Below are 13,259 nucleotides of genomic sequence, written 5' to 3'. Positions count from 1 at the left end.
TGTTCAGCGCAGCGTCTCGACCAGCTTGTTTTCATCCATGCTGCGCCCCAGCACTACCCAGAAAATGCATAGCGACAGCAAGCCGGCGACGGCATAGACCGACACATCGAGATAGTTGCCGCCGATCTTGAGCGGGATCAGCGGTGCGTCGCTGGTGCAGATCATGTTGGCGGCATACATGCCGACGTAGTGCATGCTGCACACCGCCAGCGCCATCACCAACGCGGCGATCACGCGGTGCAGCAGCCGGGTCAGGTTGAACGCCAGCCATAGCGCAGCGGAGGCGGCGGCGATCGCGATGACGATCGAGATCACGACGATGGTCGGGTTAAGCAGCATGGTGGCGCGCAGGTTCATCGCATACATGCCCATGTAGTGCATCACGCACACGCCGACGCCGGCCAGCAGGCTGCCGGCCAGCCAGCCGGATACCTTGAATTTGCCGTGGCTGCCGGCCAGATAGAGTGCGATGCCGGAAATCAGGATCGCCGCCCCCAGCGAGGCCGCGGTCAGCACGACATCGTAGGCGATCGGCACGGTCAGGCGGTAAGCCTGCATGGCCAGGAAGTGCATCGACCAGATGCCGATGCCGCCCAGCGAAGCGGCGGCGCAGATGGTCATGCCGAGGTCCAGCGTGCCGTCCTTGCGAAACATGGATTTGGCGCATTGCAGGGCCAGCAGCGCGCCCCAGAACGAAATCATGTATGACAGCAAAACCAGCGCTGCGTCGTATTTCGGCGCCAATAATTGGCCTAGTAATGGATCCATGGCTTTCTCCCTGTCGTATGAATGTGTGAGACAAAAGCGAAGCACTTTTGCCCTTGTTTTTGCAACAATGTTATTATGAAATGCGGGTCGGATAAGTTACGCCATGACATGTGCCCACCTTGTGGGTAGGTATTTCCATGTGGAAATAATATAGGGCTAAAATTTCTATACGGCAATACATTTTTAGAAATATTTTGTGGCGGCGGCTGACTGGTCAAAATCACCATTGGCGGGAAGCTGGCCGCCAAGCCTCGGGCGGGTCGGGCGCAGGTTCAATACGGGTTCAGTGCAGGCCCGGCCGCGACAAATGTACGGCCACGCGGCGCGAGTATAGGTACAATGTGCGGTTCATTCATCCAATCGACTGCACAAAGCCGCTGTTGCGCTGCTGCAGATCTTTCTTTTTCTGGTTTTATCCAAATTATGGCTGTCATCTCTATCACCAATGCGCAACTCGCATTCGGTCACGTTGCGCTGCTGGACCGCGCGGAATTTTCCCTGGAATCGGGAGAGCGGGTCGGCCTGATCGGCCGCAACGGCACCGGCAAGTCGTCGCTGCTGAAAACCATCGCCGGCGTATCGAGGCTGGACGACGGCCTGATGGTGATGCAGCAAGGCATCAAGATCGCCTATGTCGACCAGGAACCGCATTTCGAAACCGAGATGTCGGTGTTCGACGCCGTGGCGTCAGGCATGGGTGAGATGCAGGCATTGCTGAACGAATACGATGCACTGACCGGTCAGTTCGGCGGCGACAACGACGACGCCATCATGGAACGCATGCACGAGATCCAGAGCAAGCTCGACGCTGCCGATGCCTGGAGCCTGACCAACAAGGTCGAGACCACGCTGGATCGCCTCAACCTGGATAAAGACCTGCTGATGGGCCAGCTCTCGGGCGGTATGCAAAAGCGCGTGGCGCTGGCATGCGCCCTGGTCAGCGCGCCCGATGTGTTGCTGCTCGACGAGCCGACCAACCACCTGGATTTCAGCTCCATCATGTGGCTCGAGGGTTTGCTGCGCGACTACAAAGGCAGCGTGCTTTTCATCACCCATGACCGCAGTTTCCTGGACAACGTCGCCACCCGCATCATCGAACTGGATCGCGGCCGCATCTTGTCCTTCCCAGGCAATTTCACGGCTTACCAGGTGCGCAAGGCCGAGCAGCTGGAAATCGAAGAAGTCGAAAACGCCAAGTTCGACAAATTCCTGGCGCAGGAAGAAATCTGGATCCGCAAAGGCGTGCAGGCACGCCGCACCCGCGACGAAGGCCGCGTGCGCCGCCTGGAATCTCTGCGCCTGGCGCGCAGCGCGCGCCGCGACCAGCAGGGCCAGGTCAAGCTGGATGTGTCTTCGGGCGAGCGTTCCGGCAAGATCGTGGCCGAGCTGACCGATGTCAACAAGGCGTTTGGCGACAAGGTCATCGTGAACAATTTCACCGCCACCATCATGCGCGGCGACAAGGTCGGCCTGATCGGCCAGAACGGCGCCGGCAAGACCACCTTGCTGAAACTGATCTTGGGCCAGGACCAGCCCGACAGCGGCACGGTCAAGCAGGGCACCAAACTGCAGATCGCGTATTTCGACCAGATGCGCGCGCAGCTGAACGAAGACGCCAGCCTGGCCGACACCATCGCGCCGGGCAGCGACTGGGTCGAGATCAACGGCCAGCGCAAGCATGTGATGACTTACCTGAACGATTTCCTGTTCGCGCCGGAGCGTGCGCGCTCGCCGGTCAAGTCGCTGTCCGGCGGCGAGCGCAACCGCCTGTTGCTGGCGCGCCTGTTCGCCAAGCCGGCCAACGTGCTGGTGCTGGATGAACCGACCAACGACCTCGATATCGATACCCTGGAACTGCTGGAAGAACTGCTGGAAGACTATAGCGGCACGGTGTTCCTGGTCAGCCATGACCGCACCTTCCTCGACAATGTGGTGACCCAGGTGATCGCTGCCGAGGGCGACGGCATGTGGCGCGAGTATGTCGGCGGCTACACCGACTGGGAGCGCGTGCGCCCGAGCCAGTCAGCCGTGATCGCCAAGGCCAAGGGCGACGCCAAGCTGGAAGCCAAGGCGGAGCCTGTCGCCAAGCAGAAAAAACTCAGCTACAAGGAACAGCAGGAATTGAAAGAATTGCCGCTGCTGATCGCCAAGCTGGAAGCGGAACAGAAAACCATTTCCAGCCAGCTGGCCGATCCTGACCTGTACAAGCAGAAGCCGGACGAAGTGAAGCGCCTCAACGACCGCTTCGCCGAGATCGACGGCCTGCTGCTGGAGAGCCTGGAGAAGTGGGAAGTGATCGAGGCGCGCAGCAAGGGGTAAAAAAGGAGAAGGCTTCGCCCTCCAGATCTACGTAACCTTTCATGGAAGGACATGGCTGAGCAATGAGCGAAACCCCGGCTTTCCCCGTCATCCAGACCGAACGCCTGCTGCTGCGCGAGATCGTCGAGAGCGATGCTGAGCAGATACTCGCCATGCATGGCGATCCTGAGCTGATGCGCTGGTTTGGCGTGGATCCCTTGCCGGACCTGGCGGCGGCGCAAGGTTTGATCAAGCGCTTCGCCAGTTTCCGCCTGGATGAAAATCCAGGTACCCGCTGGGGTATCCAGGTCAGGGAAAACAATCAGTTGCTGGGATCGTGCGGCTTGTTCCGCTGGGACCGCAACTGGCGCAAATGCATGATCGGCTACGAACTCTCGACGCATGTCCAGAAGCAGGGTTTCATGCGCGAGACGCTGACCGCCGTCATGACCTGGGGTTTCGCCGAGATGGCGCTCAACCGCATCGAAGCCATGGTCCATCCCGACAACCTGGGTTCGCTCAAGCTGCTGCGCCAGCTCGGTTTCGTCGATGAAGGAAGGATGCGCCAGGTCGGCCACTGGGGCGGCCGCTACCACGACATGCTGATGTTGTCGCTGCTGCGCAGCGAATGGCCGGCGACCAATATCGACTAACTGCTTAATTCAAGCGTTTGCAAGCCTCGCGCAGTTCCATCACCTGCTCGCGCAAGGTCGCTGCATCGGCGGCCAGCGGCCGCTGCGCCAGGTAATGTTCTAGGTCTTCCAGAGCCGCTTGCGGGCAATCCAGCTGCGCGAACGCCAGGCCGCGGTCGCGCCGTTCGACGGCGTCGCCGGGCAGCAGGATCAGGATCCGCTGCTGTACTTCCAGCAGCCGTTGCCAATGATTGCCTTGCTGGTAGATGGCTTTCAGGTTGCGCAGTATGCGCACCAGGATGTCGTGCGGGTGGGCGATCTGCAGATAGCTGATCAGCGATAGCCGGCTGGCCGCTCTTTCTTCATCGTTTTCGGTCGGCAGGTAAGGCTCCAGCCGTTCTTCCAGTTCTTCGCGCGACAGGCTGGCGCCGTTGGCCGGATCGATCATGATGTCGCCCGAGGGCACGGTCAGCTTCATCAGGAAATGGCCGGGGAAGGACACGCCTTTGACCGGCAAGCCGATCTGCTGCGCCAGTTCCATATAGACCAGCGCCAGCGAAATCGGGATGCCGCGCCGTTTGGCGATCACCCGGTGCAGGTAGCTGTTGTCGGTGTCGTAATAATGATTGACGTTGATCGCGAATCCCAGCTCCTGGTAGAAGAACTGGTTCAGCAGGCGTAGCTTCTGGATCGCCGAGGCGTCCGCCGGCAGGCGCAGGCGCAAGGTATTGGCCAGCCGGTCCAGGTCATTCTGCGGCGCATCGAAATCCAGCTTGGGATAGACATCCTGCGCAATCGCCAAGGCTGCCTCGAACAAAGGAACATCGTTGGCCTGTTGCACCAGCGAAGTAAAGTAGTCAAGAGATGTAATCGTCATGACTCTATCCTAGCAAACTATTTTCCCTAGCGCGATCCAGTTTAACGCGCAATCCGCTTGAAATCGCTGAATCGGAACCCCATCGCCAATAGTGCTCCAAAGTAAGTAATGCCGCAGGCCGCCAGCACCGCGCACAGGGCGGCGATGCGCGCCAGCGAGCTGGTGTGCGGACCGGTCCAGTCGAATTGCTGGCCGCACCACAGCGCCACCGCCGCCATCAGGAACAGGGCGCCGAGCAGACGCATGAAATAGCGGATCCAGCCGCTTTCCGGCTTGTAGATGCCGCGCCGCATCAGGCTCCACAGCAGGAAACCGGCGTTCAGGCAGGCGCCGACGCTGATCGACAGCGCCAGGCCGGCCACTGCAAATACCGGCACGAACAGGTAGTTCATCAATTGTGTAGCGATCAACACGCCGACCGCGATCTTGACCGGAGTCCGGATATCCTGCTTGGCGTAAAAGCCGGGCGCCAGGATTTTCACCACGATCAGGCCGATCAAGCCAACGCCGTAGGCGATCAGCACCTGGCTGGTGACCGCGACCGAGGCCGCATCGAATTTGCCATGCTGGAACAAGGTTGCCGTCAGCGGTACTGACAAGGTTGCCAGGCCGACCGCGGACGGCAGCGCCAGCAGGAAGGTGAGGCGCAAGCCCCAGTCCAGCAGCGACGAATATTCGCCATGGTCCTTGTCGGCATTGGCTTTCGACAGGCTGGGCAACAGGATGGTGCCGAGGGCCACGCCCAGCAATGCTGTAGGGAACTCCATCAGGCGGTCGCCATAGGTCAGCAGGGACACGCTGCCATGCCCCAGGCGCGAGGCGATGTTGGTGTTGATCAGCAGGCTGAGCTGGGCGGCCGACACCGCAAACACTGCCGGCCCCATTTTTTTCAGGACCCGCTGCACGCCCAGGTCGCGCAAGCCGACCATGGGATTGAGCGCGATCCGCGGCAGCATGCCGACCTTGAGCAGCGCCGGCACCTGGATCGCCACCTGCAGCACGCCGCCGACCAGCACCGCAAACGCCATCGCATAGATGGGATGTTGCATATAAGGTGCAACGAACAGCGAGGCAACGATGAACGCCAGGTTGAGCAGCACCGAAGTGAAGGCCGGGATCTTGAATTCATGCCAGGTATTCAGGATGCCGCCGGCCAGCGCAACAAAGGACATGAAGCCGATGTAGGGAAACATGATGCGGGTCATGAAGACCGAGGCGTCGAATACTTCCTTGTTGTCTTTCAGGCCGGTGGCGATGAAATACACCAGCACCGGGGTGGCCAGGATGCCGACGATGCAGGTAAACAGCATGGCCCAGGTCAGCACGGTGGCGACGTGGTCGACCAGCTGTTTGGTCGCCGCTTCGCCTTTCTGGTTCTTGTATTCGCCCAGGATGGGCACGAACGCTTGGGAAAAAGCGCCTTCGGCAAACAGCCGGCGCAACAGGTTGGGAATACGGAAAGCGATGGCGAAAGCATCGGTGTAGCCGTCGGCGCCGAATGCGCGCGCGTACAGGATTTCGCGAATCAGGCCCGTCACACGCGACACCATGGTCATGCCAGAGACGGTGGCAAGCGTTTTATGCAAGTTCATGGAGCGGCATTATAGCTGTAGCAGATCGCCTGCCGCAGCTTTCTCAGGAGGTGGAAAAGCGGGAGTTCGTGCCGGTTTCGTTGACTGCCGGCAAACACTGACTGTGATAAAGTCCGCACTGGAACGTTCCCGCAGCGAGCATGATATAAGATTGTCATTCTGGAAACTGTGCTTTCTTGCGACAGAATTGCTTCCAAAGCAAGAGGGGATTTGCCTGTTCTTCAAAAACTGGTTATAATCCGTGGCTTTACAGAATTCTGCGCCGCGGTCTGGTTTGCCGCGTAAGCATTTCTTACCTCGCATTCCCGACCTCGTTTTAGGAAATATAAATGGCAAATACCGCACAAGCACGTAAGCGTGCTCGTCAAGCAGTTCAGCAAAACCTGCACAACTCCAGTCAGCGTTCGACCCTGCGCACAGCTATCAAAGCTGCCCGCAAGGCAATCACTGGCGGCGACAAGGCTGCAGCAGCGCTGGTCCTGCAAACTTCCGTATCGACTATCGATCGTATCGCGGACAAGAAAATCATCCACAAGAACAAGGCTGCACGCCATAAGAGCCGTTTGAATGCTGCTCTGAAAGCATTGTCGGCTGCTTAATAACTAGCAAGTAGCAGCGTCAGCCGCGGCTGGCGTTTCTTGTTAAGTTGTTGATGGTTAAGAAAAACCCTGCATAACGTGCGTTATGCAGGGTTTTTCTGTTTTGTCTTGATTGTCCGGCGGCAGCTGTTCAGGCCGCCGCCGGAGGTGTTTACAGTTGCGGCAAACCTTGGATCACGGTGCCCGGCTTGATGTTCTTGTCCTTGAACCAGCCCTTGTTCATCTCCAGCGCATAAGACGCCGCGCCCTGGGCGCAATGGGAATCCAGCGTCTGCGCCTTCATTTCCTCGACATTCAGGATCGCGCCCTTGGCGTCGATGAACGCCACCGACAGCGGAATCAGGGTGTTCTTCATCCACATGCAGATGCCCGCAGGAGTCTCGAATACAAACACCATGCCCTCGTTGGCGCCCATTTTCTTGCGGAACATCAGCCCTTGTTCGCGCTGATCTTCGCTGCGCGCCACTTCGGCCTTGATCACGTGGATGCCGATATTCAGGGGAGTGACCGGGAGCTGCTGGATTTCCTGGGCCGTTGCCGGCAGTGCGACGGCAGCAAGGCTTGCGAGGCAGGCAGCGGTGGCTGCAAGGTAGGCGGCGCGAATTTTTCTCATATCGATAAAGCTCCTTTAGGATCGGGAGATTATACAGAGAGGTAAATCGCCGGAGGGGTAGGGGTGGTGGACATTAATTGTTTCAGGACGTAAAAAAAGGCAGGACGCGCCTGCCTTTCTTGTTGAAGCTGATGCTGGAATTACTTGGCAGCAGGAGCGTCGGCTGCTGGGGCTTCAGCTTTTGCAGCTTTGGCTTTTGCAGTTTTCTTGGCTTTCTTGACTTTGTGTGTAGCCTTCTTTGCAGCAGGCGCCGAAGCTTCAGCAGCGGCGGCAGCAGGTGCTGCTGGAGCAGCAGGAGCTGCATCGGCAGCGAAAACGGAAGAAGCGAACAGGCCGGCAATCAGAACAGCGATCAGTTTTTTCATTTTCAAATCCATTCAGTTAGCGAGTTAATCAATCGATGATTCACTTGAATCACTGCGATTAACGACCTCCGGAAAGGTATGGTTGACATTGATTTTTAAAAAGAGCGGAAACCTGTATCTATTTGTATCAACTGCTACTTCCTCAGGGTGACCAGATCCGCCGGATCGATCGCCAGCGACTCGCCCGGCCACAGCGGATGGCTTTGCAGCGACACCTGGCCGATCGCCACTCGCACCAGGCGCAAGGTCGGCAATCCCACCGCCGCCGTCATGCGCCGCACCTGGCGGTTCTTGCCTTCGGTCAGAGTCAGCGCCAGCCAGCTGGTGGGTTTGTCCTGGCGTTGGCGGATCGGCGGATCGCGCGGCCACAGCCAGTCCGGTTCCTCGATCTGGCGCGCCTGGCACGGCTTGCTGCGGAAATCGCCAAGATCGACGCCGTGCCGCAAGCGCTCCAGCAAGACCTCGGTCGGCACGCCTTCGACCTGCGCCATGTAGGTCTTGGGCTGCTTCACCGCCGGATGGCTGATATTGTGCTGCAGCTGGCCGTCATCGGTAAGTAACAATAATCCTTCACTATCGGCATCTAGGCGTCCGGCCGGATAGATATCGGGGATCTTGATATAGTCGGCGAGCGTAGGGCGGCCGGGATGGGCTGAAAACTGGCACATCACTTGAAATGGTTTGTTGAATAGAATCAGAGACATGGCGCTAGTATAGTGCTTCGCCATGGGCGCAGCACGACGGAAGCGCAGCGCCGGTGTCGCAAAAACATAGCGTCCAGTAAAATACTAGTGCATAATATGGAATGCTTGTCTTATGTCTTATATAAGACCAACCGTGTTTCAAATCAGACTGCACTAGTCACTTTTACCTCCTCAACTCCGGAGATACACAGATGTCCCAACATATCAAAGTGCCTGCCGAAGGCAAAAAAATCACCGTCAACGCCGATTTTTCGATCAACGTCCCTGACAATCCAATCATTCCTTACATCGAAGGCGACGGCACCGGCGTCGATATCAGCCCAGTCATGATCAAGGTTGTGGACGCCGCTGTGTCCAAGGCATATGCAGGCAAGCGCAAGATCAGCTGGATGGAAGTGTTCGCCGGCGAAAAGTCGACCAAGGTATACGGTCCTGACGTCTGGCTGCCGGAAGAGACCCTGGCCGCGATCAAGGATTACGTCGTGTCGATCAAAGGCCCGCTGACCACGCCGGTCGGCGGCGGCATCCGTTCCCTCAACGTGGCCTTGCGCCAGGAACTGGACCTGTACGTCTGCCTGCGCCCGGTGCGTTATTTCAAGGGCGTGCCTTCGCCGGTGCGTGAGCCGGAAAAGACCGACATGGTGATTTTCCGCGAAAACTCGGAAGACATCTACGCCGGCATCGAATGGCAAGAAGGCAGCGACGGCGCCAAGAAACTGATCGAGTTCCTGATCAAGGAAATGGGCGTCAAGAAGATCCGCTTCCCTGACACTTCCGGCATCGGCGTCAAGCCGGTTTCGCGCGAAGGCACCGAGCGCCTGGTGCGCAAGGCGATCCAGTACGCGATCGACAACGACAAACCGTCCGTCACCATTGTCCACAAGGGCAACATCATGAAGTTCACCGAAGGTGGCTTCCGTGACTGGGCCTACGCGCTGGCGCAAAAGGAATTCGGCGCCGAGTTGATCGACGGCGGTCCATGGGCGAAATTCAAGAACCCGAAGACCGGCCGCGAAATCATCGTCAAGGATTCGATCGCTGATGCATTCCTGCAACAAATCCTGTTGCGTCCAAACGAATACAGCGTGATCGCCACCCTGAACCTGAACGGCGACTACATTTCCGACGCGCTGGCGGCGCAAGTCGGCGGCATCGGCATCGCGCCGGGCGCCAACCTGTCGGATTCGGTCGCCATGTTCGAAGCAACCCACGGCACCGCGCCTAAATATGCAGGCAAGGACTATGTCAACCCGGGTTCGCTGATCCTGTCGGCGGAAATGATGTTGCGCCACATGGGCTGGGTCGAAGCTGCCGACCTGATCATCGAATCGATGCAAAAGTCGATTACCTCGAAAAAGGTCACCTACGACTTTGCGCGCCTGATGGAAGGCGCTACCCAGGTTTCCTGCTCGGGTTTCGGCGAAGTGCTGATCGAAAACATGTAATTTTGCTGTTTTCACAAAAAAGCCAGGACATGTCCTGGCTTTTTTTTCGGCTTGCTTGCGGGCCGTACGCATAAAAAAACCCCACCGCGGTGAGGTTTTTCACAAAAGCCGCTTAATGACGCAAAGCGAAATTAAGGAGCTTGGATGTTAGAAGCTTGCTTGCCTTTAGGGCCTTGCGTGACTTCGAACTGGACTTTTTGACCTTCTTTGAGGGTCTTGAAGCCGTTCATCTGGATTGCGGAAAAGTGTGCAAACAAATCTTCACCGCCGTCATCCGGAGTGATAAAGCCGAAGCCCTTAGAATCGTTGAACCACTTGACTGTACCTGTTGCCATAAAATAGCGTCTTTCAAATAATAACAATCACACGAGCCGTAAAAGCAAGAAGCCTCGCGTAACGCTGCCCCTTCTAGAACTTGCTCACTTCTATTAATAAGCAGAAACACGCTCACCAATGAATGTCATTCTTTGCGCAAAAAATAAAAAAGTCAAGTAATTTCCTTTATGCAATTAAATTTCTGGTTTTGGCCGTTTTTTTGCTCTTGATTTAATCTCTTCTATCGTCATCTGCATAGCAATCGGAAAACGCGTAATATCGTTATAAGTCATCTTTTATTCTGTGTCGCGCGTTGCGCATTTGTTGGAAGGTTTTAGAATAGGCGCATGGTAACCAAGCACGAAGACGGGACAGTAGCGACGCGACAGGAGCAAAAGCTCAAGCCGCCCCCCATGTATCAAGTATTTTTGCTCAATGACGACTACACTCCAATGGAGTTCGTGGTCGCTATCCTGCAGGAATATTTCAACAAGGATCGTGAAGCCGCAACGCAGATAATGTTGAAAGTGCATCGCGATGGCAAAGGCATGTGTGGGGTATATCCGAAAGATATCGCTTCCACCAAGGTTGAACTGGTATTAACGCACGCACGCAAAGCAGGGCATCCCCTGCAATGCATGATGGAGGAAGCATGATTGCGCAGGAACTGGAAGTAAGTTTGCACATGGCGTTTGTCGAGGCACGGCAAGCACGGCACGAGTTCATCACGGTTGAACACCTGCTGCTGGCCTTGCTCGATAACCCGTCCGCGGCAGAGGTGCTGCGTGCGTGTGCCGTCAATATTGATGATATGCGCAAGACGCTGACCATCTTCATTGGCGACAACACACCGACGGTGCCGGGTTCGAATGAAGTGGATACCCAGCCGACCTTAGGTTTCCAGCGCGTCATCCAGCGCGCCATCATGCATGTGCAATCGGCTTCCAACGGCAAGAAGGAAGTGACCGGCGCCAATGTGCTGGTCGCGATCTTCGGCGAAAAGGATTCGCACGCGGTGTATTACCTGCACCAGCAAGGCGTGACGCGGCTCGACGTGGTGAATTTCATTTCGCACGGGGTGCGCAAGGACCAGCAGGCCGATGCGCAGAAATCCTCGGAAGGCGCGGAAGAAGTGCAGGCCGAAGGCCAGGCCAAGGAAAGCCCGCTCGACCAGTTCACGCAAAACCTGAACAAGCTGGCGACTGAAGGCAAGATCGATCCCCTGATCGGCCGCGAGTACGAGGTCGAACGCGTGATCCAGACCTTGTGCCGGCGCCGCAAGAACAACCCTCTGCTGGTCGGCGAAGCCGGCGTCGGCAAGACCGCGATTGCGGAGGGACTGGCGTGGCGCATCACCCAGGGCGACGTGCCTGAAATCCTGCAGAATGCGATCGTCTATTCGCTCGACATGGGTTCGCTGCTGGCCGGCACCAAATACCGCGGCGATTTCGAGCAGCGCCTGAAAGCGGTGCTCAAGCAGTTGAAAGACAGCCCGAACGGCATCCTGTTCATCGACGAAATCCACACCATCATCGGCGCCGGTTCGGCTTCCGGCGGTACGCTGGATGCGTCCAACCTGCTGAAACCGGCGTTGTCCAGCGGCCAGCTGAAATGCATCGGCGCGACTACCTACACCGAGTTCCGCGGCGTGTTCGAGAAAGACCATGCACTGTCGCGGCGCTTCCAGAAGATCGACGTCAACGAACCGACGGTCGAGCAAACCGTGCAGATCCTGCGCGGCCTGAAGTCGCGCTTTGAAGAACATCACGGCGTCAAGTATTCGGCGTCCGCACTGACCAGTGCGGCCGAACTGGCGGCGCGTTTCATCAATGACCGCCATCTGCCCGACAAGGCTATCGATGTGATCGATGAAGCCGGCGCGGCGCAACGCATCCTGCCGAAGTCGAAGCAGAAGAAGACCATCGGCAAAGGCGAGATCGAGGACATCATCGCCAAGATCGCGCGCATTCCGCCGCAGTCGGTCAACCAGGACGACCGCAGCAAGCTGCAAACCATAGACCGCGATTTGCGCAATGTGGTGTTCGGCCAGGATCCGGCGATCGACGCCCTGGCGTCGGCGATCAAGATGGCGCGCGCCGGCCTCGGCAAGACCGACCGTCCGATCGGTTCCTTCCTGTTCTCCGGTCCGACCGGCGTCGGCAAGACCGAGGTGGCCAAGCAGCTGGCGTTCATCCTCGGCATCGACCTGATCCGTTTCGACATGTCGGAATACATGGAGCGCCATGCGGTGAGCCGCCTGATTGGCGCGCCTCCGGGTTATGTCGGTTTCGACCAGGGCGGCCTGCTGACCGAAGCCGTGACCAAGAAACCGCATGCGGTGCTGCTGCTGGACGAAATCGAAAAAGCCCATCCGGACATTTTCAACATCCTGCTGCAAGTGATGGATCACGGCGCATTGACCGACAATAATGGACGCAAGGCGGATTTCCGCAATGTGATCATCATCATGACCACCAATGCCGGCGCGGAAAGCCTGCAAAAACGGTCGATCGGTTTCACCGACAAGAAAGAAGCCGGCGACGAGATGGCGGATATCAAGCGTATGTTTACGCCGGAATTCCGCAACCGCATCGATTCCATCATCAGCTTCCATGCGCTGGATGAAGAAGTCATCCTGCGCGTGGTCGACAAGTTCCTGATGCAGCTGGAAGAGCAGCTGCACGAGAAAAAAGTGGAAGCGGTCTTCACCGAGAACCTGCGCAAGTTCCTGGCCAAGAAGGGTTTCGATCCGTTGATGGGCGCGCGGCCGATGTCACGCCTGATCCAGGACATGATCCGCAAGGCGCTGGCCGACGAACTGCTGTTCGGCAAGCTGGTGACCGGCGGCCGCGTGACGGTCGACCTCGACGACAAGGACCTGATCAGCCTGGACTTTGCAGAAAAAGATTCGTCCTCGCCGGCGGCTCCAGAAGAAACGGTGGAAGTCGAATAACGAAGCCAGCCGATGCAGCCGGGCGTTTGCCCGGCGCGTTAAAAAGCCTGAATGCACGCAAGTGATTCAGGCTTTTTTATGGCCGCCGCATTGTGAGG

At 57.7% G+C, this 13,259-nt stretch carries 13 protein-coding genes; 6 read left to right on the top strand and 7 right to left on the bottom strand.

Annotated features, from left to right (window positions below):
- Positions 1–3 precede the first annotated feature (3 nt).
- A complete protein-coding gene (locus CFU_RS16910; protein WP_041742246.1) occupies positions 4–768 on the bottom strand; it encodes an MHYT domain-containing protein in 765 nt (254 codons plus the stop codon).
- Between the two features lie 423 nt (positions 769–1,191).
- Here CFU_RS16910 and CFU_RS16905 point away from each other — a divergent pair, with 423 nt between their 5' ends.
- Together CFU_RS16905 and CFU_RS16900 are read left to right on the top strand one after the other, a co-directional pair.
- Positions 1,192–3,087 (top strand): ATP-binding cassette domain-containing protein, encoded by a 1,896-nt coding sequence (locus CFU_RS16905; RefSeq protein ID WP_041742245.1) that lies wholly within the window; start codon positions 1,192–1,194, stop codon positions 3,085–3,087.
- Between the two features lie 62 nt (positions 3,088–3,149).
- Complete coding sequence (locus tag CFU_RS16900; protein WP_014007251.1) at positions 3,150–3,719, top strand: GNAT family N-acetyltransferase; 570 nt, start codon at positions 3,150–3,152, stop codon at positions 3,717–3,719.
- Positions 3,720–3,723: 4 nt separating this feature from the next.
- Here the strand turns inward: CFU_RS16900 and CFU_RS16895 are convergent, their stop codons facing one another.
- Both CFU_RS16895 and murJ read right to left on the bottom strand, forming a co-directional pair.
- On the bottom strand, positions 3,724–4,575 hold the full coding sequence (locus CFU_RS16895; protein WP_014007250.1) for a SirB1 family protein: 852 nt from the start codon (positions 4,573–4,575) through the stop codon (positions 3,724–3,726).
- A 41-nt stretch (positions 4,576–4,616) separates the two neighbouring features.
- Entirely contained in the window at positions 4,617–6,167 is a 1,551-nt protein-coding gene (gene murJ / locus CFU_RS16890) for a murein biosynthesis integral membrane protein MurJ (RefSeq protein ID WP_014007249.1), read from the bottom strand.
- A gap of 329 nt (positions 6,168–6,496) precedes the next feature.
- On the opposite strand from murJ, the gene rpsT reads away from it, so the two are divergent.
- Positions 6,497–6,766 (top strand): 30S ribosomal protein S20, encoded by a 270-nt coding sequence (gene rpsT / locus CFU_RS16885; protein ID WP_014007248.1) that lies wholly within the window; start codon positions 6,497–6,499, stop codon positions 6,764–6,766.
- 151 nt (positions 6,767–6,917) lie between these two features.
- Here rpsT and CFU_RS16880 read toward each other — a convergent pair whose 3' ends face one another.
- The 3 genes from CFU_RS16880 to CFU_RS16870 form a co-directional block, all read right to left on the bottom strand.
- Complete coding sequence (locus CFU_RS16880; RefSeq protein ID WP_014007247.1) at positions 6,918–7,379, bottom strand: DUF192 domain-containing protein; 462 nt, start codon at positions 7,377–7,379, stop codon at positions 6,918–6,920.
- A 140-nt stretch (positions 7,380–7,519) separates the two neighbouring features.
- Complete coding sequence (locus CFU_RS16875; protein WP_081466571.1) at positions 7,520–7,744, bottom strand: hypothetical protein; 225 nt, start codon at positions 7,742–7,744, stop codon at positions 7,520–7,522.
- 134 nt (positions 7,745–7,878) lie between these two features.
- Positions 7,879–8,448, bottom strand: coding sequence for a pseudouridine synthase (locus tag CFU_RS16870; protein WP_041742244.1), 570 nt, complete (start codon positions 8,446–8,448; stop codon positions 7,879–7,881).
- A 191-nt stretch (positions 8,449–8,639) separates the two neighbouring features.
- On the opposite strand from CFU_RS16870, the gene icd reads away from it, so the two are divergent.
- A complete protein-coding gene (gene icd / locus CFU_RS16865) occupies positions 8,640–9,893 on the top strand; it encodes an NADP-dependent isocitrate dehydrogenase (protein WP_014007244.1) in 1,254 nt (417 codons plus the stop codon).
- A 131-nt stretch (positions 9,894–10,024) separates the two neighbouring features.
- Here the strand turns inward: icd and cspE are convergent, their stop codons facing one another.
- Complete coding sequence (gene cspE, locus CFU_RS16860) at positions 10,025–10,228, bottom strand: transcription antiterminator/RNA stability regulator CspE (protein WP_009665919.1); 204 nt, start codon at positions 10,226–10,228, stop codon at positions 10,025–10,027.
- A 327-nt stretch (positions 10,229–10,555) separates the two neighbouring features.
- On the opposite strand from cspE, the gene clpS reads away from it, so the two are divergent.
- Positions 10,556–10,864 carry an ATP-dependent Clp protease adapter ClpS gene (clpS, locus tag CFU_RS16855; protein ID WP_014007243.1) on the top strand — a complete coding sequence of 103 codons (309 nt, stop codon included), beginning with the start codon at positions 10,556–10,558 and terminating at the stop codon, positions 10,862–10,864.
- Positions 10,861–13,161: an ATP-dependent Clp protease ATP-binding subunit ClpA gene (clpA, locus tag CFU_RS16850; RefSeq protein WP_041742243.1), complete on the top strand. Its 2,301-nt coding sequence runs from the start codon at positions 10,861–10,863 to the stop codon at positions 13,159–13,161. Before clpS ends, clpA begins: the two co-directional genes overlap by 4 nt.
- Positions 13,162–13,259: the final 98 nt, after the last annotated feature.

The sequence above is a fragment of the Collimonas fungivorans Ter331 genome (genome assembly GCF_000221045.1).
Classification (GTDB): domain Bacteria; phylum Pseudomonadota; class Gammaproteobacteria; order Burkholderiales; family Burkholderiaceae_D; genus Collimonas; species Collimonas fungivorans_A.
This window is presented reverse-complemented; position numbering and strand designations above follow the sequence as displayed.